We start from the raw sequence: 22,734 nt of genomic DNA on the forward strand, positions 1-22,734 counted from the left end.
TACGGTCGATACGCGGGCAAACCTTACTCCAACAGCGCCCGAGCCCATTCGCGTTACCCACATAACGCCTCTGGCTTCTCCTCATTCCTGATGGTGACCCGTCCCGTTAACGCCAATACAACTTGATAACGGCTCACCGGCTGGTCTTTCAGGCAAACAAACAAAGTCCCATTGGCTGAACCCATGAGCCCACCAAGCTCGTTGAAACTGATGTGGCTTTCGACTTTCTGGTTTCCAACAACTTTGGCTTTGCCACTGGCCGCCCGCTCCACAAGCACCGGATCGTATTCATCAGGCCCCTTGCCATCCTTATCCGCAATGATTCGCCAGCCATTGCTCCAGTCAGCGTCGATGCTGTGGAGGGTCACGACCTGATTCCGCAGGATTGCCTCGGTGCGCGCCGAGCGTATGCCGCTGGCCAACTGCTGCGCCACATCCTGCCGTCGCTGCGCATCGACCATTTCCCCAAGCGCCGGCAGCGCCACCAGCGAAATTACCGCCAGCAGCACCAGCGTCACCATCAATTCGACAAGCGTGAAACCTGCCTGCTTCATGAGCATTCCTCCCTGAAAATACTTCACCTGAATGCCATCCGGGCATTCGTCCTGACTAAACAACCGTATATCCTTCAGTCAACTTCAGGACGCAGCCGCTGCCCTATAGTTGTAACGTCTAGGAGACACTCAATGAGCCACCGCGCCAAGGGCTTCAGCCTGATCGAATTGTTAGTCACTGTGTCCTTGGTGGGTATTCTGGCGGCGATTGCGATTCCCAGTTTTAGCAGTGTCATCAGGAACTCAAAAGCCGATGCCGAGGTAACTACGCTGCAGCGGGCGCTCAACTTTGCGCGGCTGGAGGCGATAAACCGGGGGCTGGCTACGAAAGTGCTGCCAACCAGTGCTGGCGCTAGTTGGAACAGCGAGCTAAAAGTAGTCCTGTCCTCAGATACAACGGGCAAGGCCATCCGGATAGTGCCGGCCATGACCAGCGGCGCCAAGCTAACTGCAACGAACGTAACTGCTATCGAGTTCAATAATCTGGGTGGTCTGCAAGCGCCTTCCACTGCGGTGGCCATGGCCTATGCGCTGGGCACGATTAGTAAAACAGTGAATGTTTGTCTGAATGGACGAGTTGTTTTGGGTGGAAGCTGCTGATGGCCGAATGTAGTCGCAGTACACAGACAGGGATGACGCTCATAGAAGTGCTGGTGTCGGTGCTGATCCTGGCGATCGGTTTGCTTGGCGCAGCGGCGATCCAGCTTAATGCCTTGAAATACACCGACAGCGCGGCCATGACCAGTCAGGCTAGCTTCATTGCCTACGACATGATGGATCGCATCCGCGCGAATGTGGATGGCAATGCGTCAAGCAACGGCGTGAACGATGTGCTGGGTAGCTATGCTCTGGCCTCCTTAAGTGTTGTGCCCTCTGCCAATCTGAACAATGCTAGGGATCAGGATCTGTACGACTTCAAGGCGAATATCACGGCTTTTGCGGGTGACAACGGTGCCAATAGCAAAATCGTCATCACCAAACCGGTAGTGACCATCACTATCGAGTGGGATGACGCCCGGGCTGTTGGCTCCAGCGCTCAGGCAACCGGAGACGCGACCAATCCAGCGACCAAGCGTACCTTCGTCCTCAGCTCAAGAATTGGCGCTGACGCAGTGGGGGTGACCCCATGAAAAAGCTCAACAAAGGCTTCGGTCTGGTTGAAATCATGGTGGCGCTGGTTCTTGGCCTTGTTGTTACGCTGGGCATCACGCAGATCTTTGTTTCGTCGCGTACCACTTTCATGTCGCAGAACTCTTCGGCCCGAATGCAGGAAGATGCGCGGTTCGTGTTGAGCAAGTTGATGCAGGAAATTCGCATGACGGGCATGTTCGGCTGCATGAGCCTGGACAGTGCCACGCTTGTCACCGGTTCCATTGCCAAGCCCACTGCTTTCAATACGCCGATTCTCTGGGATAACACGACCAAGGCATTAACGCTGATTTCTGCGGACGTAGGTACTTCCGGCTCTACGTCCACCTGGACGGTGGCTTCCGATTGCCAGACCACCAATCAGATCTATTTAGGGAAAGTCACGTCTACCGGACTCACGGCCTTTCCGTTGCGGCAATTGGTTTACACACTGAGCGGAACCGACTTGAAGTTTAAAGCCGGAATCGGCACTGATGCGCCGCAGACAATACTCAGTAACGTCGCGAGCCTGGAAGTTTCCTTTGGCATGGGGGCGGGCTATCCGATGTCCTACACCAGCGTTGTTACTACGGGTACATCAGGAAATATACGCAGCGTCCGCATCAAGTTGACGTTGCAAGACCCTGATAACCGCGTTCGCACCCAGACTTACAGCGTAGTCGCTGCTCTGCGTAATCGATTTTGAACGGGCTGAATGCTATGAAAACAAGACCATGCGGAATGTCGATGATGTTTCGTGCCCAACAACGGGGCATGGTTTTGGTGGTCAGTCTGGTCTTTCTGCTGTTGCTGACACTGATAGGCATCTCCTCAATGCAGAGTGCGACTCTGCAGGAAAAAATGGCTGGCAGCGTGACGTTCCGTAATCAGTCGTTCCAGACTGCTGAAGCTGCATTGCGGGTGGGAGAATCGTCGATTCAGGTGAGCGGGTATGTCCTGGATCCTTGTACGCCAAGTGCGAAATGTGTACCTCCGTCAGAATCTACCCTTGATACACTTTCAGCGGGAGTTTATGGTGCCTCCGGCGTGCGGTGGTACGCCGTAGGTACCAATGCGTTTTACGGTATCCAGAACCTTGGGACCACAACGACCCCGATTATTCGCCCTCCAACCTGTTCAGGCTCGGTCACGGTTTACCGGGTCACTGCTGTCGGCATTCAGGGTGTGACGAGAACTGTGTTGGAGAGTATTTATGGTAAGTGCTAAAGCGCTACGCCTTGGCTTGCATTATGTGTACGGTGCGTTGTTGGCTCTATATGTGACCGCTCCGGTCTATGGGGCATTTACTCCCTCTCCGGTGCCACTGTTGAGTGCGTCAGCTGTGCCGCCCAATCTTATGTTGCTGGTGGATAACTCCGGGAGCATGAACAATATTATCTGGGCCTCTGCGTTTAATCCGACCGTTGCTCGTCCTGCTATCACTTATGTTAATGACAACGCTATCTGCGGTAACGATAGGAGCGGGTACTACTATTGCCGTGCGGCGATAAATATAGTGGGCGATGATACACTGATATTGAACCAGGCGGATAATAATGGCTGTTCCTCAGCGTATACTTACCTTAAGCGGAACAGCGTCGAATACTGCCTTAAGTTACTTGATCCAGTGAGCGTCGCCGGTGAAGGCTCTACCCGTTATACGGCCGATTACTTGTCTTATCTCATCGATTTAGCAGTGGCCGCGGGGACCAGGACAAAAGAATTCACAAAAAATGATATTCCAAATGATTTCCGTATGAATGTGGCGCGAACGGTGTCAACGAATTTTGTGAGTAACAGCGTGGCGTTGGTTGCTAATAACGCGGCTGCCGGTACAAGCTATATTCCTTTGAGAATCGGTCTTGCCAACTTCAATGCTCCAGTTAATGCTGACTCAGGGCCAGGCGGTAAGATTACCAAAGACGTCAAAGATCTTTCAGAAGTAAAGAAGACAACTTATCAAGAAGCGGTGAGTGCAAACGTTGCTGCTGCGAATGTCACTGACTTAAAGGCGAAAATCGCTGCGTTGAGGGCGGAAGCAAATACGCCTCTTGCAGAAACTTATTATGAAGTGACCCGGTATTTTCGGGGGCTGAAGCCGTTTTCAACCTACTCCGGTGCGCCCACTACCTATACCAGTCCGATACAGTATAGGTGTCAAAAAAACTTCGGTGTAGTCATTACTGATGGTTTACCGACTTATGATCGTACCTTTCCTCTGGATGACCCTGATGATGTGCTGAACAAGGGACGTAGTCTTCCAGACTGGGATTTGAATGCGGCCAATGATGGTGCGAATTTAAATGGAGATGGCGAAGGCGACACGCTGTACCTGGATGATGTAGCGAAGTTTGCCTACGATATCGATATGCGCAGAACCGTTAAAGGTGTGGGTGCGGATCTAACGTTGAAAAGCTGGGACGATGCAGGTTTTCTTCAGCAGAACATGAGCACATATACCATCGGTTTCACCGCTGCTAACCAGATGCTGATAGATGCGGCAGATACCGATCATGGCCATGGCAAGTACTTCCAGACCAACGATAGCGCGGGACTGACAGCCGCGTTAAGCACTGCATTGAGTGATATCTATGCCAAGGCCGGATCCGGCGGTGGTGGGGCGGCAAACTCGGCCACACTCACCTCTGGTACGCGCTTTTATCAGACCCTATACGATCCCAGCGATTGGCACGGCACTATCAACGCCTATGACCTGAACACCACCACCGGCGCGCTTTCCAGCGCAGTATGGACTACCGACGATAAAGTTGTTAGTGGCGGGACACCTCTATTCGAGTCTTGGAGTACGGGTACGACACCGGCAAAAATCACTTTGGACTTCACCAAGTTTGCCCCCGCACAGCAAACAACTCTGACTACTGGTCTGCCCACCGGAGTCACGGGGATCAATCTGATCGACTGGGCCAAAGGCACACCTAACACCAAGTTGCGCATCCGCACCAAATTGATTGGCGATATCGTCAATTCCCCTCTCGTCGCTGCTTTGCCTGCCGATAAGACCTCGGCAGATCTCACCGGCAATGCGACATACAGCACCTACCTGACGAAAAAAGCGGCTTCCTCCGGAGGCATGAGCTACAGCCTGCTGGTCAATGCCAACGATGGTTTTTTCAATGTGATCAATGCCGATGGCACTCGTCGTTATGCTTACATGCCTTCCACCGCGCTTTCTTCACTGGCTGCCATTGCGACGATAGGGTATGGCTCTAGCGCGCATAAATTTACTGTTGATGGTCAGATCTCGGTGTTTGATGCTCAACTAGGTACGTCTTGGCGAACCATTGCGTTCGGTGGCACCGGTGCGGGCGGCAAGGCTTACTACGGGATCAAGTTGTACGAAAGCGATAATGTTCCAGTTGCCTTGTGGGAGGTCAGTCCCCCCGCTTCCTCCGACATTAATAACAAATTCAACAACCTGGGTTATGCATACTCCAAGCCTGATGTTGCGCGGATGGGCGACACCGCTGGGACCAGCATCGTTGTGGTAGGTAATGGTTATGGCAGTTTTACCGGCCGGGCTTCGCTATTTGTATTGGACGCTAATACCGGGGCGCTGATCCGGGAGATCCAGACGCCTATCATCAAAACCGGCGAAACAGATAATGGTCTTTCATCGGTCAAACTCAAGGTCAACTCACAGAATGTCGTTCAAGCTGCTTACGCAGGCGATCTAAAAGGCCGTCTGTGGAAGTTCGATATGAGTGGCGCAACCGCCGCTTCCTGGAAGGTTGCGTTCAACGGCTTGCCGCTGTTCACGGCATCCGACGATGGAACCAAGGCCATTACCGTACAGCCCACAATTATCGACCACCCAACCAACGGCAAGATTGTTTACTTCGGTACTGGAAAATTCAACGAAATTGCTGACAAAACCATTACTGCTCAGCAGACGTTCTACGCTATCTGGGACGCGGATGCCGGGGCAGGGAGCATTACTCAGAGCAATCTTCAGGAGCAAACCGTTTCAGCGACTCCTACCGTGCTTAACAACAATACTTACTACACCACCTCCAACAACGACTTGGACTGGACCGCCAAGAAAGGCTGGTACATGAACTTGGCGTCTAGCAGCCCCTATCCGGGCGAGCGAATCATCTATCCGGCACAAACCAGTCGCGGTCGCATCATCTTCACCACGGCATCGGTGAGTTCCACGGATCCCTGTGAAAGCACGGGGACAGGCCGTTTGTTCGAACTGGATGCGGTGAAGGGCGGCATGCTGAACTATCAGGTGCTCGATACCAATGGCGATAACGACATCACCACTTCCGATACCATGGTCAGCGGGTTGGCAGTGTTCACGGGTATTCCCAATCTGGCCTCCATCGTAGCGGGAACCGGTGGGGCCAATGACAACAAATACCTGATTGATTCCAGTGGTAATCTGGCCACAAAGCTCTTGGAAAAAGGCGGCACCTCGAACGTCTATCAACGAATCATGTGGCGACAAATCCAGTAGGGAAGGCGATCCATGCGCAACATATCCAAAGGCTTTACCTTGATCGAGCTCATGATCGTCGTGGCGATTATCGGTATTCTTGCGGCCATCGCTTACCCCAACTACACGGAATATGTGCGGCGAACGCATCGGGCTGAGATTGCCAGCCTGTTGTCGGAGCAGACTCAATCGCTTGAGCGCTTCTATTCAAAAAACGGTAGCTACACCGATGCGACAGGGGTGAGTACAGGCAACGGTTACTACACCATCGCCAAGACCCTGAATGCTCAAGACTTCACGCTGGCAGCCACCGGGAAAGGGATGATGCTAAACGATAAATGCGGTGTCTTCACGATCACCAACACCGGCGCGCGCACCAATCCAGGCGCAACCAGCGGTGTAACCAGCAAAGACTGCTGGAGCCGCTGACTTCTACTTTTGACATAGAGAGCAAGATGTCCAAGCAACACGTTGTGATTGTCGGCGGTGGGGTCATTGGGTTGTTGACGGCGCTCAACCTCGCTGCCGAGGTGGAAAGTGTCGTTCTGCTGGATCGCTCCAATGTCGGCCAGGAGTCTTCCTGGGCCGGTGGCGGGATTGTTTCGCCGCTTTATCCGTGGCGCTACAGCCCGGCGGTGACGGCACTGGCGCATTGGTCGCAGGATTTCTATCCGCAGCTGGCCGAGCGGTTGTTTGTGCGGACCGGGATTGATCCCGAGGTGCATACCACCGGGTTGTACTGGCTGGATCTGGATGACGAGCAGGCGGCGCTGGATTGGGCTGCGCAGAACAATCGTCCGTTGAGCGCCGTTGACGTCGCGGCTGTGCATGACGCGGTGCCGGTGCTCGGCGCAGGTTATTCGAGCGCGATTTACATGGCCAATGTCGCCAATGTGCGTAATCCGCGACTGGTGAAGTCGCTGACGGCGGCCTTGCTGGCGCTGCCGAATGTCACCATTCATGAGCAGTGTGAGGTCAGTGGTTTTGTTCGCGATGGTGAGCGAATTCTGGGTGTGAGTACTGCGTCTGGCGACATTCTTGCCGATCAGGTCGTTCTGGCTGCCGGGGCCTGGAGTGGCGAGTTGCTCAAGACCCTCGGACTGGATTTGCCGGTGGAGCCGGTCAAAGGCCAGATGATCCTCTACAAGTGCGCATCGAATTTCCTGTCGAGCATGGTGCTCGCCAAAGGGCGTTACGCGATCCCACGGCGTGACGGACATATTCTGGTGGGCAGCACGCTGGAGCATGAAGGCTTCGACAAGACGCCCACTGATGCGGCGTTGGAAAGTCTCAAGGCTTCGGCCATCGAATTGATTCCGGCGCTGGCCGATGCACAGGTTGTGGGTCATTGGGCTGGTTTACGTCCCGGTTCGCCCGAGGGCATTCCGTACATCGGGGCAATGAGCGGATTTGAAGGGCTTTGGCTGAACTGCGGCCATTACCGCAATGGGCTGGTTCTGGCGCCCGCGTCGTGTCAGCTATTGGCCGATCTGTTGTTGGGGCACGAACCGGAGATCAATGCCGCGCCGTATGCGCCGCAGGGCAGGGTGGTCGGTTTGTAGAGGCCGAACATTGCCATCGAAATCTCTGCATCCATCTGTAGGACCGGCTTTAGCCGGGAGGGACGTCTCCCGGCTAAAGCCGGTCCTACAGACTGGGTGTTTGTTATTCCAGGCCCAACTTCTTCAATCGATAGCGCATCGACCGAAACGTCAGATTCAGGCGCTGCGCCGCAGCCGTGCGGTTCCAGCGGGTTTCTTCCAGGGCCTGGAGGATGATCTTGCGTTCGATGTTTTCCAGATAGTCTTCCAGGTTGTCGATATCGGCGAGGTTGTGTTCGTCCTGTTCAAGCGGGCCGGAGGTTTGCGCCAGGCGCAAGTCGCCGATGTCGATGCGCTGGTTTTCGCACAGGGTGTAGGCGCGCTCCAGGATATTCTCCAGTTCACGCACGTTGCCCGGAAATCGATAGCTTTTCAGCGCTGACAACGCTTGGGGTTCAAGACGTGCAGCCGCTTGCCCCGAACCGTTCGCCAGGCGCTGGAGAACATGTGCCGTCAATTGATCAAGGTCTTCGCGACGCTCGCGCAACGGCGGAACAGCCAGTTCGATGACGTTGAGGCGGTAATACAGATCCTGACGGAAACGCCCGGCCGCCACTTCCGCGCTCAAATCCTTGTGGGTCGCACACAGGATTCGCACATCGACGATCTGTTCCTGCTGATCGCCGATGCTGCGCACAGATTTTTCCTGAATCGAACGCAGCAGTTTTACCTGCATCGCCAGTGGCAAATCGGCGACTTCGTCGAGAAATAACGTGCCGCCGTTGGCTGCCTGAAACAGCCCCGGCTTGTCCTCGTGGGCACCGCTGAAGCTGCCTTTGCGATGGCCGAAGAACTCGCTCTCCATCAGCTCGGTAGGAATGGCTCCGCAGTTGACCGGAATAAATGGCCGTTCAACGCGCGGCCCCTGCTCATGAATCAGGCGCGCCACCAGTTCCTTGCCGCTGCCGGATTCACCGCTGATGTAGATCGGTGCCTGGCTGCGGGCCAGTTTGTCGATTTGCTGGCGCAGGGCGCGAATCGGCGGCGAATCACCCAGCAGGCGGCGGTCTATGCTGCGTTCGCTCTGACTCGGCGCTTGCAGCCGCAGGGCGCTGCTCACCAATTCACGAAGACGGCCCAGGTCCACGGGTTTGGTCAAAAAGTCGAACGCCCCGGCCTTGAGGGCGTGAATCGCGGTGTCGAGGTTGCCGTGGGCGGTGATCATCGCCACAGGCACTTGTGAATGACGCTGCTGGATGTGCTGGACCAGTTCCAGGCCGTTGCCGTCCGGCAGGCGCATGTCGGTCAGGCACAAATCGAAGGCTTCGCGGGCCAGCCAGTCGTGGGCTTCCTTGACGTTGCGGGCGCTGCGGGTATCGAGCTTCATCCGGCCAAGGGTGATTTCCAGGAGTTCGCGAATGTCTGGTTCATCATCGACGATCAGAATTTTTTGTCGCTGGATCATGGTCAACTCAACTTCAACGGGTGAGCGAAGGTGATGCGCAGACAACTGCCGCCACCTTCCCGAAATGTGTAGTCCAGCTGTGCCTGATTGCTCTCGCAAAGTTCTCTGGAAAGATAAAGGCCCAGGCCGGTGCCTTTGCTTTCAGTGGTGTAGAACGGCTCGAAAAGCTTGCTCAGATGTTCGTCAGCTACGCCGGGGCCGTCGTCGAGGACTTCCAGTACCGGCAATTCGCTGCGCGGGTCCTGAAACAGCCGAAGCCAGACCTGCGCGTGTGCATGCTGCTTACCACTGTAGCGCAAACCGTTTTGCAGCAGATTGCTCAATACCTGAGTGAGCTGCTCCGGGTCCATGCGGGTGGCCAGCGGTGCGGCTTCAATGTCCAGATGAATGGTCTGGTTGGGCACTTCGCTGCTGCACGCCTCGGCGACGAACTGTTCAAGCCAGGCCTTGAGATCCAGCATTTGCGGTTCAGCCTGGCGACGTCGCGACAGCTGCAGTACGTTTTCAATCACCCGGTTCATGCGTAGCGACTGGTCCTGAATGATCTGATTCAGGCGGCGGTCGCCACCTTCCAGCGCATCGGACTCATGCAACAGTTGCGCTGCGTGGCTGATGGCGCCCAGCGGATTACGGATTTCGTGGGCAATGCCGGCGGTCAGGCGACCCAGTGCGGCCAGTTTCAGTTGTTGCGCCTGTTGGGAAATCTGCGAAAGGTCTTCGAGAAAAATCAGGGTCTGGCGCTGCTCGCCGCGATTGAGCGCGACAAATGTAGGTCGCAGGATTGGCCCGATGGCGGAAGTGGAGACGCTCTGCGGTGCCAGAACCGGATTGATCAGCCATTGGCGAAGGCGCGTGACCAGTTGCGGCGAGTAACTGTCGATGGTCTCGCCCATGAGGTTTTCGTGGCCCAGCAGGATCAGCGCGCTCTGGTTGGCTAGTACTACCTGGCGCCGGGCGTCCAGCACCAGAATCCCGGTGCGCATGCGCTGTAGAATCAGCGCGTTGAGTTCTTCCAGATTGTGGACGTCGGTTGCCCGCTGTTCGGCCAGCACTTCGCTGATGTGCAGTCGGCGGGTCAGCGCTTGCACCAAAAGCGCCGCAGCAAAGCACAGCGCCCCCAGCGAGCCGGCCTGCACGTAATGGCTGGCGGCAGAGGGGCTGCTGAAACTGATGTAGAACGTCAGGTAAATAATGCCGATGGCCGAAACCGCTGCGATCACTATGCCGGTGCGTCCGCGCAACAGGACGTTGCTGATCGCCACCGATGCAATCAACAGGTTGCCGATGCCGCTGGGCGGGCCGCCTGCGGCATAGAACAATCCGGAAAGCATGATGGCGTCGGCCATGGCCAGGGCGAAAAGCTGCGCCTTGTGGCCCGGCCGATCCAGCAGCACCACGACCAGGATGTTGAACACCAGATACAGCCAGCAACCGGTCCGAAACAGGTTCGGATTGACGAACTCCAGCAGCTCGGTGTCCATGCCGCTGGAGATCAACAGGACCAGCATGATGCCAATGGTCAGTCGATACAGGTGGTACAGCCGCAGAATCCGCTGGGCTTGTGGACTGCCGAGGGAAAGGGCCTCAGCGATCACGGGCGGCGGGGCCTTCTAGCCGATGCGCCTCGCTGCAATACCATTGCTGATCCTGGCTCAAGGCGCGGTCGCGAAGCAGATGAACACCGCATTGCGCACAACGAACCATGGGTGCGGCGGCAACTTCGGGCGCTTGTGCCCTGGTTTTTTTGGCGGGAGGGTTAAGCAGACGCTTGATGAACCATACGATTGCCGCGATCAGCGCAACCCACATAATTAAGCGAATCATGACTACCAGCTTGGTGATTGAGATTTCGCAGTGTAGCGAAGGAACGTCTGTTGCGCTCCTTGTATGTCAGTGGCGATCAGCCGCCGTACCCTTGTGCAATAAACACCGGCCCCGTTGGAGGCTTGCCCGCGAACCGCGCACCTCGGTGGGCAAGATCCACCGCGTTATCGTTCTTCCCGGACAAGTCCGGTCCTACCGGGCAGATACAACCGGTAGGGGGGGACTTGTCCCCGAAAAGCGCGCCCACCCACCCCTTCAAGTCTAAACATACAAGCGAGGCTTGCCCGCGAATCAGGCGCCGCGGTGAGCCAGACCCACCGAATTATCGTTCTTCGCGGGCAAGCCTCGCTCCAACAAGCCAAAAAAAAGAGACCCGAAGGTCTCTTTTTTGTACGCAAATGAATCAGTCAAAGACGCCCAGCGTCATGTAGCTGAACCATGAACGGTTGTTGTTATTGCCTTCCGCTTCGTGTTCCTGCTCGTCGATTTCGTCCTGGTTTTCAGGCAGAAGCTCGCGAGGGATGGCTTCCTTGGCATCTTCGTACTGCTTGATCACGTCCTGGTTGGCACGCGTCTGACCTGGTGGCAGCGGCGGGCTGCTCTCGATCAGGCCCAGCGTTGCCTTGGACAGCCACGAACGGTTGTCGGCTTCGGCTTCGCGCGGCACAAACTGACCGTCCACCAGTTGCGGGTGGTTCGGGTAATTGGTCTTGAGCACTTCAAGGCTGGTCGCCGCCAGGTCGTCCAGGTGCAGACGCTGATAGGATTCGACCATGACCGCAAGGCCGTCGCCCACCGATGGGGTTTCCTGGAAGTTTTCGACCACGTAACGGCCGCGATTCGCTGAAGCTACGTAGGCCTGACGCGTCAGGTAGTAGTCGGCTACGTGGATTTCGTAGGAGGCCAGCAGGTTGCGCAGATAAATCATGCGCTGCTTGGCATCCGGCGAATAACGGCTGTTCGGGAAGCGACTGGTCAGCTGGGCGAACTCGTTGAACGAGTCGCGCGCCGCGCCCGGGTCACGTTTGGTCTGGTCCAGCGGCAGGAAGCGCGCCAGCAGGCCGACGTCCTGGTCGAAAGAAGTCAGGCCTTTCATGTAATAGGCGTAGTCGACGTTCGGATGCTGCGGATGCAGGCGAATGAAACGCTCGGCAGCCGATTTCGCAGCCTCCGGTTCACCACTCTTGTAGTTCGAGTAGATGAGTTCGAGCTGCGCCTGGTCGGCGTAGCGACCGAACGGATAGCGCGATTCCAGTGCCTTGAGCTTGTCAGTGGCAGTGCTATAGCTGTTATTACCCAGATCGGCCTGCGCCTGCTGGTACAGCTCGACTTCACTCAGATTTTCGTCGATCACTTCCTTCGACGAACAGGCAGCGGTGAGTGCGAGGATGGCTATCAGCAGCAGGTGTTTCACTTGCATGGCGGCTTGCGTCCCTATAACGGTCGCTGTCTTGGGCGTGACCGTCCTGTTATGATGGGCGCCCCGCGGAACCCCCGGGGCAAAAGACGCCGTATTTAACCACAAGCGCGCTGCCGAAACCAAAGGCTAGCCGCCACCTAGTCTGGCCATGTCCGAAAATATAGAACTTCGCGCAGAGGTGCCGTCCGATTTGGGCGGTCAACGCCTCGATCAAGTCGCCGCACAATTATTCGCTGAGCACTCGCGCTCGCGCCTCTCCGCCTGGATCAAAGACGGTCGCCTGACAGTGGACGGGGACGTTTTGCGTCCGCGTGACATCGTCCATGGTGGCGCTGTTTTGCAGCTCATTGCCGAACAGGAAGCCCAAGGTGAATGGGTTGCGCAGGATATTGCGCTCGATATCGTCTACGAGGACGATCAAATCCTGGTGATCAACAAGCCTTCCGGTCTCGTTGTTCATCCTGCCGCCGGTCATGCCGATGGCACACTGCTGAATGCTTTGCTGCATCACATTCCCGACATCATCAACGTCCCGCGTGCGGGTATCGTGCATCGTCTGGACAAAGACACCACTGGTCTGATGGTGGTCGCCAAGACCATTCAGGCCCAGACCCAGCTTGTGACGCAACTGCAAAACCGCACAGTCAGTCGTGTTTACGAGTGCATCGTGATCGGTGTGGTCACGGCCGGCGGCAAGATCGACGCGCCGATTGGCCGTCACGGTCAGCAGCGTCAGCGCATGGCAGTCATGGAAGGCGGCAAGCAAGCCGTCAGTCATTACCGCGTGCTCGAACGTTTCCGCTCCCACACGCATGTGCGGGTCAAGCTGGAAACCGGTCGTACTCACCAGATCCGCGTACACATGGCGCACGTCAACTATCCATTGGTCGGCGATCCTGCCTACGGCGGTCGTTTCCGTATCCCGCCAGCGGCGAGCGTGACCATGGTCGAGTCGCTGAAAAGCTTCCCGCGCCAGGCCTTGCACGCACGTTTCCTGGAACTGGATCATCCGACCACCGGTAAGCGCATGAGCTGGGAATCGCCGCTGCCTGACGATTTTGTCTGGCTGCTGTCGCTGCTCAAGCAAGACCGCGAGGCGTTCATCGGGTGAGTGACTGGTTGATTCCCGACTGGCCCGCGCCTGCGGGAATCAACGCCTGTGTCACGACCCGCGAGGGCGGCGTCAGTCTGGCGCCATTCGACAGCCTGAACCTGGGCGATCATGTTGATGACGACCCACAAGCCGTGGCCCGTAATCGCCTGCATCTGACCTCGACCCTGAATATCCGGCCTGCCTGGTTGAAACAGGTCCACGGCGTTGTCGTGGCAGAGGCGGATCCATCACGTGTGATGGAAGCCGACGCCAGCTGGACGGCAACTCCCGGCATCGCGTGCACGATCATGACCGCCGACTGTCTGCCTGCCTTGTTTTGTACCCTGGACGGCAAGCGCGTCGCTGCGGCTCATGCCGGATGGCGTGGATTGGCAGCCGGGGTTCTTGAAGCAACCGCTGACAGTCTGGATGTGCCGCCCGAGCAAATCATGGTCTGGCTCGGTCCGGCTATCGGTCAGCCATCGTTCGAAGTCGGTGCGGAAGTCCGCGAAGCTTTTATAAGCACTCACCCGCAAACCGCTGAAGCGTTTATCCCCAGCGTAAATCCCGGGCGCTTCATGGCCGACATTTACGCCCTGGCGCGTTTACGCTTTGCAGCCCACGGAATTACTGCTGTTTATGGCGGCGGTTTCGACACCTTTACCGATGCACGTTTCTATTCCTACCGCCGCAACGCCCGAATCGGCCGTTTCGCGTCTTTGATCTGGATTGATCTAGGCTGATCTTTTGCGAATGTAACCCTGTAGGACCAGCTTTAGCCGGAAGGATGTCGGTAAAGGCGCTACATTGTTTCGTCACAAATCCAGCCCTCCCGGCTAAAGCCGGTCCAGCGGGGAGGTAATACTGACCTGCATCAATCGAACTACGCTTGAATCTCGCACAATCGCCCGCATCTATTTGGCATCCAGCAGGTTTTCGTCATAGGTGTGTGTTCATTGCTCCGGCCTGCTTATATAGGAAGGTGACAAATGCGTATCGATAGATTGACCAGCAAATTACAGTTAGCGTTATCTGATTCCCAATCACTGGCGGTCGGCCTCGACCATCCGGCCATTGAGCCTGCACATTTGATGCAGGCGTTGCTTGAGCAGCAAGGCGGCACCATCAAGCCGCTGCTGATGCAGGTCGGCTTTGACGTCAACAGCCTGCGCAAGGAATTGAGCAAAGAGCTCGACCAACTGCCAAAAATCCAGAATCCCACCGGTGACGTCAACATGTCCCAGGATCTGGCGCGCCTGCTGAATCAGGCTGATCGCCTGGCCCAGCAAAAAAGCGATCAGTTCATCTCCAGCGAACTGGTGCTGCTCGCCGCCATGGACGAGAACAGCAAGCTCGGCAAATTGCTGCTCGGCCAGGGTGTCAGCAAGAAAGCCCTGGAAAACGCCATCACCAATTTGCGTGGCGGCGCGGCAGTCAACGACGCCAACGTCGAAGAGTCGCGTCAGGCGCTGGATAAATACACCGTCGACCTGACCAAGCGCGCCGAAGAAGGCAAGCTTGATCCGGTGATCGGCCGCGACGATGAAATTCGTCGGACCATTCAGGTGCTGCAACGCCGGACCAAGAACAACCCGGTGTTGATCGGTGAGCCTGGCGTGGGTAAAACTGCCATTGCCGAAGGTCTGGCGCAACGCATCATTAATGGTGAAGTGCCGGACGGCCTCAAGGGCAAACGTCTGCTGTCGCTGGACATGGGTTCGCTGATCGCGGGCGCCAAGTTCCGGGGTGAGTTCGAAGAGCGTCTGAAGTCGCTGCTCAACGAGCTGTCCAAGCAGGAAGGGCAGATCATTCTGTTCATCGACGAACTGCATACCATGGTCGGCGCCGGTAAAGGCGAAGGCTCGATGGATGCGGGCAACATGCTCAAGCCAGCCCTGGCCCGTGGGGAGTTGCATTGCGTCGGCGCGACCACGCTCAACGAATACCGCCAATATATAGAGAAGGATGCGGCCCTCGAACGACGCTTCCAGAAAGTGCTGGTGGAAGAGCCGAGCGAAGAAGACACCATCGCGATTCTGCGTGGCCTGAAAGAACGCTACGAGGTTCACCATAAAGTCGCCATTACTGACGGCGCGATCATCGCAGCGGCCAAGCTCAGCCATCGCTATATCACCGACCGCCAGTTGCCGGACAAGGCCATCGACCTGATCGATGAAGCGGCCAGCCGTATTCGTATGGAAATCGACTCCAAGCCCGAAGTGCTCGATCGCCTTGAACGTCGCCTGATTCAGCTCAAGGTCGAATCCCAGGCACTCAAGAAAGAAGACGACGAAGCGGCGATCAAGCGCCTGGAAAAACTTCAGGAAGAGATTGTCCGCCTGGAGCGCGAGTACGCCGATCTCGAAGAGATCTGGACGTCGGAAAAAGCCGAAGTCACCGGTTCGGCGCAGATCCAGCAGAAAATCGAGCAATCGCGTCAGGAGCTGGAAGCGGCACGTCGGCGCGGCGACCTGAACCGCATGGCTGAATTGCAGTACGGCATCATTCCGGACCTGGAACGCAGCCTGCAAATGGTTGATCAGCACGGCAAGCCAGAGAACCAGTTGCTGCGCAGCAAGGTCACTGAAGAAGAAATCGCTGAAGTTGTGTCCAAGTGGACCGGCATTCCGGTATCGAAGATGCTCGAAGGCGAGCGCGACAAGCTATTGAAGATGGAAAGCCTGTTGCACCAGCGCGTGATCGGCCAGGACGAAGCGGTCGTCGCCGTCTCCAATGCCGTGCGCCGTTCCCGCGCCGGTTTGTCCGACCCGAATCGCCCAAGCGGCTCGTTCATGTTCCTCGGCCCGACCGGCGTGGGTAAAACCGAGCTGTGCAAAGCGTTGGCGGAATTCCTCTTCGACACTGAAGAGGCGATGATTCGCATCGACATGTCCGAATTCATGGAGAAACATTCTGTGGCGCGGCTGATCGGTGCGCCGCCAGGCTATGTCGGTTATGAAGAAGGCGGTTATCTGACCGAGGCGGTGCGTCGCAAGCCTTATTCGGTGATCCTGCTGGACGAAGTCGAGAAGGCGCATCCGGATGTGTTCAACATCCTGCTGCAAGTGCTCGAAGACGGACGCCTCACCGACAGCCACGGCCGCACGGTGGATTTCCGCAATACGGTGATCGTCATGACCTCCAACCTGGGCTCTGCGCAAATTCAGGAACTGGTCGGCGATCGTGAAGCACAGCGTGCGGCAGTCATGGATGCGGTAAGCACCCACTTCCGGCCGGAGTTCGTCAACCGTATCGATGAAGTGGTGATCTTCGAGCCGCTGGCTCGCGACCAGATCGCCGGTATCACCGATATTCAGCTGAGTCGCTTGCGTGCTCGTCTGACCGAGCGTGAGCTCACGCTTGAGCTGAGCCCTGAGGCGATGGACAAGCTGATCGCGGTCGGCTACGACCCGGTGTATGGCGCACGACCGCTCAAGCGCGCGATCCAGCGCTGGATCGAGAACCCGTTGGCGCAGTTGATCCTGTCGGGCGGCTTGATGCCCGGTTCGAGCGTCACCGGCACCGTGGTCGACGACGAGATCGTGTTTGGTTGATAAATAGCCAGGCCGCTTGCCCGCAAAGATTTATCGCGGGCAAGCGGCGGCCTTTGATTGTTGCAAGGGTTGATTGGGCGCAATCCCCTGATTTGTCTTGTTCCAATGGCGATCTGAAAAAAAATCGCAAATCATTGTCTTCAAAGCAATTTAGGGGGTTGACACCTGTTTTTAAAATTGTAGAATAGCGCGCCTCAGAGACGTGAACGCAGCGATGCAAACACAGCGAAGAGGACGAATTAACACGTTAACAGCGCGTTAATTCAAGGTTGTAAAGTTGTAAAAGTTGCATCTGAAATCGATAAGTTCCGCGATAGCTCAGTTGGTAGAGCAAGTGACTGTTAATCACTGGGTCCCTGGTTCGAGTCCAGGTCGTGGAGCCAGATTTCACTATGTAGCTGTATCGGGGTATAGCGCAGTCCGGTAGCGCGCCTGCTTTGGGAGCAGGATGTCAGGAGTTCGAATCCCCTTACCCCGACCATTTTTGGGTCGTTAGCTCAGTTGGTAGAGCAGTTGGCTTTTAACCAATTGGTCGTAGGTTCGAATCCCACACGACCCACCATTTTTGGCCTCAACAGTAATGTTGGGGCCGAATCTTATAGATCTGATGCCATTAGCATCAAATCGCAGGCGGCTGGTTGAGGCGTCTTTAAAAAGTTTCAAACGGGGTATAGCGCAGTCCGGTAGCGCGCCTGCTTTGGGAGCAGGATGTCAGGAGTTCGAATCCCCTTACCCCGACCATCTTCACAAAAAAGCCTGATTTAAGCGGCCTCAACAGTAATGTTGGGGCCGAATCTTATAGATCTGATGCCATTAGCATCAAATCGCAGGCGGCTGGTTGAGGCGTCTTTAAAAAGTTTCAAACGGGGTATAGCGCAGTCCGGTAGCGCGCCTGCTTTGGGAGCAGGATGTCAGGAGTTCGAATCCCCTTACCCCGACCATCTTCACAAAAAAGCCTGATTTAAGCCTTGTGCTTGAGTCGGGCTTTTTTGCGTCTGTTCGTTGGAGCGAGGCTTGCCCGCGAATCAGGCGCCTCGGTTGCCCAGATCCAACGCGTCATCGTTCTTCGCGGGCAAGCCTCGCTCCAACAATCAATCGTCTAGCCAGCCCTTTGCGCAGCCAACTCCACCCGATTACGCCCCTGCTGTTTGGCGCGGTACAGCGCGGTATCGGCGGCTTTCAGGAAGTCGGTAATGCTGGAATGCGCATCGGGAGTGAATACCGCGACGCCCACGCTCACGGTCAGACTCTTGAACGGCGACATATCGTGCGGCAGCTGCAATTGCTCGATCTCCCGGCAAATTGTGTCAGCGAACGCCCGCGCGCGTTCTTCGCCGGTTGATTGCAAGATGATGGCGAACTCTTCTCCGCCGTAGCGCGCCACAAAGTCGCCGTTGCGACGCACATGGGTCGTCAACTCTGCCGCCACCCGCCGCAGCACCTCATCCCCGGCCTGGTGGCCGTAGCGGTCGTTGTATTGCTTGAACAAATCTACGTCGAGCATCGCCAGCATCAGTTTCTGGTCGTTGCGGCGTGCGCGATTCCACTCGGTGGTCAGGGTTTCGTCGAATTGGCGGCGATTGGGAATGCCGGTCAGACCATCTGTGGCGCTGATCGCGGCGAGTTGTCGGTTCGACAGTTCCAGTTCGTGAGTGCGGCTGCGCACCCGCGCCTCCAGCTCAAGTTCGCGCACCTGCATTTCCTTGAGCAAAATGGAAAAGCCAATGCCAATAAGGCTCAGGGTGAAAATAAACTCTTGGGCGCGCAGCACTTCCAGCTGCATGGACAGACCACCGAACGGCTTGAACCCCATGCTCATCATCATGGTGATCGACAGCGACACCAACGCGACGAAAACGGTGGTCAGGCGGATACCGAACCGAAAGGCGATGACGGCGGCGCCCGGCAGCAGCAGGGTCGGTGTCACGGTTATTTCGTCCAGGTTGCCGTCAAAATGCTCGACGATGACCGTGGTTACCACCATCAGCGTCAGGACCAGCAAGGCCTTGTCGAACCGCGTCAGGCGAATTTTCTGCAGTACTGGCTGAGTCAAGGCCAGCAGCAGAGGTGTGTAGATCAGCAGGCCCAGCGCATCGCCGAACCACCATAAACGGACCAGCGTCAGATAGTGGCTGGTGGCGCCGCCGAGTTGCTGGAGCACGAACGCCGCCATCAGGCTGGCGAGCAGCGCGCCGATCAACGGACCGGCGAGGACGAACTTGACCAGGTCTTCCAGGCGCTGCAAGCGCGGGGAGGCACCGCTGCGTTTCATCAGCAGGTAAGCGACGACGACCTCGGTGAGATTGATGGCGCTGAGCAAAACCGCTTCGTACCAGCTGAATACGCCAAGATTGGCCAGCACGTCGGAACTGAAAGTGATGGCGGCCAGCAGTGGCGCGCGCTGCCCACGAACCCGCAGCAATGCCGCGAGCAACACCGCGTTGGGGAGCCATACGACAACGACGTTGTCCGGTGTGACCGCGCAAAAAAAGGTCAGCTTGACACTGGCGAAATGAATCAGCATGAGCAGCGCGCAGAACAGCAAGCCAGGGCGCTGCCAGAATTTTACGGGTGGAACGATCATTCACCGACATCCAGAAACGGGTGACGGGCATCATTGTCTGCGCCGCTGACCTTGTCAATTGGATGGCTCGCAGCGGCATTCCGTCGGACCGGCTTTAGCTGGGAGGACGAACTCCCGGCTGAAGCCGGTCCTACGGTGGATGTTGGCTACCCGGCAGCGCAGGACGTTACATCAATGCAGCTTCATCCGCGGTTCAGTACCTTTGCCGATGCGGCTGCCGAGCATCAGCATCAGGGTGCGGAAGGTGCCGTACAAGGCCATTTGATGCATGCGGTACAGCGAGATGTAGAACATCCGCGCCAGCCAGCCTTCGAGCATCACGCTGCCCATCAGGTTACCCATCAAATTACCCACGGCGGAGAACTTGGACAGCGAGATCAGCGAGCCGTAATCGGTGTACTTGTACTCGGGCAACGGCTTGCCTTCGATCCGCAGGCGCAAGGATTTAACCAGCAGCGAGGCCTGTTGATGCGCCGCCTGGGCGCGGGGCGGGACGTTGCGGTCCGAGCCTTTTTGCGGGCAGGCCGCGCAGTCACCGAAGGCGAAGACATTGTCGTCGCGGGTCGTTTGCAGGGTCGTGCGCACTTGCAGCTGGTTGATACGATTGCTTTCCAGGCCGTCCAGTTCATGCAGGAAAACCGGCGCACGGATGCCGGCCGCCCAGACCTTCAGCGTGGCCGGGATCACCTGGCCGCTGGCGGTGATCAAGCTGTCGGCGGTGACTTCACTGACCGCCGCATTGGTCAGGACCGTGACGCCGAGTTTCTCCAGCGTGGTGTGGACCGGGCCGCCGATGCGTTCGGGTAACGCTGGCAAGACTCGCGGGCCTGCTTCGATCAGCGTGATACGCAGGTTTTCCGGCTTGATGCGGCCCAGGCCGTAAGCCGCCAGTTCGTGTGCCGCGTTATGCAACTCGGCCGCCAGCTCCACCCCGGTCGCACCGGCGCCCACAATGGCCACGGTGATTTCTTCGGTGATGTCGGTTTGGCCTGCATGGGCGCGCAGGTATTGGTTGAGCAGCTGCTGGTGAAATTTTTCCGCCTGCACACGCGTGTCGAGGAACAGGCAATGTTCTGCCGCGCCTTGGGTGTTGAAATCGTTGGTGGTGCTGCCAACCGATATGACCAGCGAGTCGTAGTCCAGGCTGCGCGCGGGCACCAGTTCCTGACCGTTTTCATCCAGCGTTGCAGCCAGATGCAACTGGCGTTGCTCGCGGTCCAGGCCGGTCATGCGCCCGAGCTGAAACTGAAAGTGGTTCCACTTGGCTTGCGCCACGTAGTTCAGTTCGTCCTCGTAGGAATTCAGCGAGCCCGCCGCCACTTCGTGCAGCAACGGTTTCCAGATGTGGGTCAGATTGGCGTCTACCAGCGTGACGCTGGCCGTGCCTTTCTTGCCCAGGGTTTTACCCAGACGGGTAGCCAGCTCCAGACCGCCGGCGCCTCCGCCAACGATGACAATACGATGGGTCATAGGGATATCTCATAAGGTTTAAGGAATTCGGGGGGGAAGGCGGAATCTGCGCGAGCGCGAAAAGGCAGCTCATAGCGTCAGATAGCTCAACAAACGGCTCAACAGGCCCAGGCCAACCACGACAAACACCACCACGATCAGGAGCAGCCATGGCCGAAAAGGCCGGCGCTCGACTTGATGTTGGGGAGCTTGCAGGTACTCTTCGACACGCTGTTGGTCTTCAGGGTTCAGACGGCTGGACATAAAGCCTCTCTGTAAAAAGCTGCCTCGTTGAATAGAACGGCTAGTCGGCAATGAAATCCAGTGGTTCGACGCTCAATCCGTCATCAAGACGAATGATTCCGCTCTGGATCACTCGGGCAGTAATGCCCCCATGCCCGCGTACCGCTTGAAACGTGCCATGCCCAAGCCGTTGTTCCAGGCGGGCGCAGGGTTGGCACCAACCGGTAGTTTCCAGAATAGCCTGACCGACCTTGAAGCGTCGGCCTTTGAGGCTGAACAGATTGATGCCGCTGATCACCAGGTTGCGCCGCAAGTCCTGGGGCACGATGGGTTGCTCGGCGGCGCGACCGAGCAGCGAGCTGACTACCGCCAGATGCTCCCACTGAATCAAGGTCACCTGGCGCGCGTTGCGTGGGCCGGGGCGCGAATGGTCGCCGGTCAGGCCTGCTTCACGCCGCGCTTCCACGGCCTCCAGCTCGATCATCTCGGCGCGGGATTCGGGACGCACGCCGATCCAGCGCACGCGGCCTTGCTGGGGCACATCAGCCAGCAGTTCTTGCAGTGGGCTCATAAACTGATTCCAACATCGAAGACAACGCTGCGACCCAGATTGGTCCGCAGAAAATCTGGTGCGCCGGGATGGGCAAACAGCACCCTGGCAAACGTGGGGCCGACCAGTGACAGCGACCGCCAGCCTTGGCGCAGGTATTCGGTGGGCGGCGGGAAATGACTGTTCAGATCCAGCACTTCGCGCTTGAGACTGGCGAAAGCGATGATGTCCAGCTCACCGAGATCCAGGCCGCGTTCGCGATAATTGTGGGCTTTTTTCCGCAAGGTCGGACCCAGGCGTTGCAGCAATTCCGGCGCGGGAATTCGCTTGGGCTTGGCTTCACGCCGCACCAGCTGGCTCAGGGAAAACGCGCTGCGCCGCCGCGCCAGTTCCTCGCGCCACTCGTCGTTGAGGCGCCGGCCTTCGTCGAGCACGAAAAACACCTCGAAACAGGCGTCGCGAAACAGCACATCCGGCGGTTCCTGCCCGGCGGCGGCGAAGTCTTCATTGCGATGGGGGATGTTCAAGCCCTGCAGCAGGCGCTGACAAACCCATCGCTCACGCTCCCACTTTCGCGCATTGGAGAGGAACGCGTTGGCTTGTTCGGCCTGGATCGTGAGCAGGCGAAGGTAGTCTGAGTCATCCATACGGCCAAGCTTAGCGTTCAATTCGCGATAACTGAAACGATGTTTAGTCTCCAGGCCCGGCTTGCTGCAGGACCGGCTTTAGCCGGGAGGGCAATTGACGGTCTCGCGGATAAAGTCGCTCCTACGGCCGATTAGCGGGCAAGTCGGATCGCCGCCCGCTCGCTCCAACAGATTTAGGACGGCCATCTCGGCTATCCTGTGGTTTTAGCCAACCTGGGAGAAC

The 22,734-nt window shown here is 57.2% G+C and carries 20 protein-coding genes and 5 tRNA genes; 15 read left to right on the forward strand and 10 right to left on the reverse strand.

Features of this window, described 5'->3' with window-relative positions; translation table 11 throughout:
• Positions 1–53: 53 nt before the first annotated feature.
• Complete coding sequence (locus CFII64_RS11955) at positions 54–554, reverse strand: GspH/FimT family pseudopilin (protein WP_020291040.1); 501 nt, start codon at positions 552–554, stop codon at positions 54–56.
• 132 nt (positions 555–686) lie between these two features.
• Here CFII64_RS11955 and CFII64_RS11960 point away from each other — a divergent pair, with 132 nt between their 5' ends.
• The 7 genes from CFII64_RS11960 to thiO are packed head-to-tail and all read left to right on the forward strand — an operon-like array spanning position 687 to position 7,703.
• Entirely contained in the window at positions 687–1,154 is a 468-nt protein-coding gene (locus CFII64_RS11960; protein ID WP_020291041.1) for a GspH/FimT family pseudopilin, read from the forward strand.
• Positions 1,154–1,684 carry a type IV pilus modification protein PilV gene (pilV, locus tag CFII64_RS11965; protein ID WP_020291042.1) on the forward strand — a complete coding sequence of 177 codons (531 nt, stop codon included), beginning with the start codon at positions 1,154–1,156 and terminating at the stop codon, positions 1,682–1,684. The genes CFII64_RS11960 and pilV overlap by 1 nt, the downstream gene beginning before the upstream one ends.
• Complete coding sequence (locus CFII64_RS11970; protein WP_020291043.1) at positions 1,681–2,388, forward strand: PilW family protein; 708 nt, start codon at positions 1,681–1,683, stop codon at positions 2,386–2,388. Before pilV ends, CFII64_RS11970 begins: the two co-directional genes overlap by 4 nt.
• A 35-nt stretch (positions 2,389–2,423) precedes the next feature.
• A complete protein-coding gene (locus tag CFII64_RS11975) occupies positions 2,424–2,909 on the forward strand; it encodes a PilX N-terminal domain-containing pilus assembly protein (protein WP_020291044.1) in 486 nt (161 codons plus the stop codon).
• Positions 2,896–6,162, forward strand: a complete 3,267-nt coding sequence (locus CFII64_RS11980) for a pilus assembly protein (RefSeq protein WP_044901313.1) — start codon at positions 2,896–2,898, stop codon at positions 6,160–6,162. Before CFII64_RS11975 ends, CFII64_RS11980 begins: the two co-directional genes overlap by 14 nt.
• Positions 6,163–6,174: 12 nt before the next feature.
• Positions 6,175–6,570: a type IV pilin protein gene (locus tag CFII64_RS11985; RefSeq protein WP_020291046.1), complete on the forward strand. Its 396-nt coding sequence runs from the start codon at positions 6,175–6,177 to the stop codon at positions 6,568–6,570.
• 26 nt (positions 6,571–6,596) lie between these two features.
• Positions 6,597–7,703 carry a glycine oxidase ThiO gene (gene thiO / locus CFII64_RS11990; RefSeq protein WP_020291047.1) on the forward strand — a complete coding sequence of 369 codons (1,107 nt, stop codon included), beginning with the start codon at positions 6,597–6,599 and terminating at the stop codon, positions 7,701–7,703.
• A gap of 103 nt (positions 7,704–7,806) precedes the next feature.
• On the opposite strand, the gene CFII64_RS11995 is transcribed toward thiO, so the two are convergent.
• The 4 genes from CFII64_RS11995 to CFII64_RS12010 all read right to left on the reverse strand — a co-directional run bounded on the left by CFII64_RS11995 (position 7,807) and on the right by CFII64_RS12010 (position 12,391).
• On the reverse strand, positions 7,807–9,144 hold the full coding sequence (locus tag CFII64_RS11995; protein WP_177325416.1) for a sigma-54 dependent transcriptional regulator: 1,338 nt from the start codon (positions 9,142–9,144) through the stop codon (positions 7,807–7,809).
• Positions 9,145–9,149: 5 nt separating this feature from the next.
• Positions 9,150–10,742: a PAS domain-containing sensor histidine kinase gene (locus tag CFII64_RS12000; RefSeq protein WP_020291049.1), complete on the reverse strand. Its 1,593-nt coding sequence runs from the start codon at positions 10,740–10,742 to the stop codon at positions 9,150–9,152.
• Positions 10,732–10,971 carry a PP0621 family protein gene (locus tag CFII64_RS12005; RefSeq protein WP_080290886.1) on the reverse strand — a complete coding sequence of 80 codons (240 nt, stop codon included), beginning with the start codon at positions 10,969–10,971 and terminating at the stop codon, positions 10,732–10,734. Before CFII64_RS12005 ends, CFII64_RS12000 begins: the two co-directional genes overlap by 11 nt.
• Before the next feature lie 403 nt (positions 10,972–11,374).
• Positions 11,375–12,391: an outer membrane protein assembly factor BamD gene (locus CFII64_RS12010; RefSeq protein ID WP_020291051.1), complete on the reverse strand. Its 1,017-nt coding sequence runs from the start codon at positions 12,389–12,391 to the stop codon at positions 11,375–11,377.
• A 148-nt stretch (positions 12,392–12,539) separates the two neighbouring features.
• On the opposite strand from CFII64_RS12010, the gene rluD reads away from it, so the two are divergent.
• From rluD to CFII64_RS12050, 8 genes are all read left to right on the forward strand, one after another.
• The gene (rluD, locus tag CFII64_RS12015; RefSeq protein WP_020291052.1) at positions 12,540–13,502 is read left to right on the forward strand and encodes a 23S rRNA pseudouridine(1911/1915/1917) synthase RluD; all 963 of its coding nucleotides are present in this window, start codon (positions 12,540–12,542) and stop codon (positions 13,500–13,502) included.
• Positions 13,499–14,227 carry a peptidoglycan editing factor PgeF gene (gene pgeF / locus CFII64_RS12020; protein ID WP_020291053.1) on the forward strand — a complete coding sequence of 243 codons (729 nt, stop codon included), beginning with the start codon at positions 13,499–13,501 and terminating at the stop codon, positions 14,225–14,227. The genes rluD and pgeF overlap by 4 nt, the downstream gene beginning before the upstream one ends.
• 246 nt (positions 14,228–14,473) lie before the next feature.
• Positions 14,474–17,038 (forward strand): ATP-dependent chaperone ClpB, encoded by a 2,565-nt coding sequence (gene clpB, locus CFII64_RS12025; RefSeq protein WP_020291054.1) that lies wholly within the window; start codon positions 14,474–14,476, stop codon positions 17,036–17,038.
• A gap of 307 nt (positions 17,039–17,345) precedes the next feature.
• Positions 17,346–17,421 (forward strand) — tRNA-Asn (locus tag CFII64_RS12030).
• Between the two features lie 21 nt (positions 17,422–17,442).
• A tRNA-Pro gene (locus tag CFII64_RS12035) sits at positions 17,443–17,519 on the forward strand.
• Positions 17,520–17,524: 5 nt separating this feature from the next.
• A tRNA-Lys gene (locus tag CFII64_RS12040) sits at positions 17,525–17,600 on the forward strand.
• Positions 17,601–17,702: 102 nt separating this feature from the next.
• Positions 17,703–17,779 (forward strand) — tRNA-Pro (locus CFII64_RS12045).
• Positions 17,780–17,902: 123 nt separating this feature from the next.
• Positions 17,903–17,979: transfer RNA gene (locus CFII64_RS12050), tRNA-Pro, on the forward strand.
• Positions 17,980–18,137: 158 nt separating this feature from the next.
• On the opposite strand, the gene CFII64_RS12055 is transcribed toward CFII64_RS12050, so the two are convergent.
• The 5 genes from CFII64_RS12055 to CFII64_RS12075 form a co-directional block, all read right to left on the reverse strand.
• On the reverse strand, positions 18,138–19,622 hold the full coding sequence (locus tag CFII64_RS12055; RefSeq protein WP_020291055.1) for a diguanylate cyclase domain-containing protein: 1,485 nt from the start codon (positions 19,620–19,622) through the stop codon (positions 18,138–18,140).
• Positions 19,623–19,793: 171 nt separating this feature from the next.
• Positions 19,794–21,092 (reverse strand): NAD(P)/FAD-dependent oxidoreductase, encoded by a 1,299-nt coding sequence (locus CFII64_RS12060; protein ID WP_020291056.1) that lies wholly within the window; start codon positions 21,090–21,092, stop codon positions 19,794–19,796.
• 69 nt (positions 21,093–21,161) lie between these two features.
• Complete coding sequence (locus tag CFII64_RS12065) at positions 21,162–21,335, reverse strand: DUF3094 family protein (RefSeq protein ID WP_020291057.1); 174 nt, start codon at positions 21,333–21,335, stop codon at positions 21,162–21,164.
• A 40-nt stretch (positions 21,336–21,375) separates the two neighbouring features.
• Complete coding sequence (locus tag CFII64_RS12070; RefSeq protein WP_020291058.1) at positions 21,376–21,885, reverse strand: MOSC domain-containing protein; 510 nt, start codon at positions 21,883–21,885, stop codon at positions 21,376–21,378.
• Positions 21,882–22,511 (reverse strand): DUF1780 domain-containing protein, encoded by a 630-nt coding sequence (locus tag CFII64_RS12075; RefSeq protein ID WP_020291059.1) that lies wholly within the window; start codon positions 22,509–22,511, stop codon positions 21,882–21,884. The genes CFII64_RS12070 and CFII64_RS12075 overlap by 4 nt, the downstream gene beginning before the upstream one ends.
• Positions 22,512–22,734 lie beyond the last annotated feature (223 nt).

Source organism: Pseudomonas sp. CFII64 (genome assembly GCF_000416235.1).
Taxonomy (GTDB): domain Bacteria; phylum Pseudomonadota; class Gammaproteobacteria; order Pseudomonadales; family Pseudomonadaceae; genus Aquipseudomonas.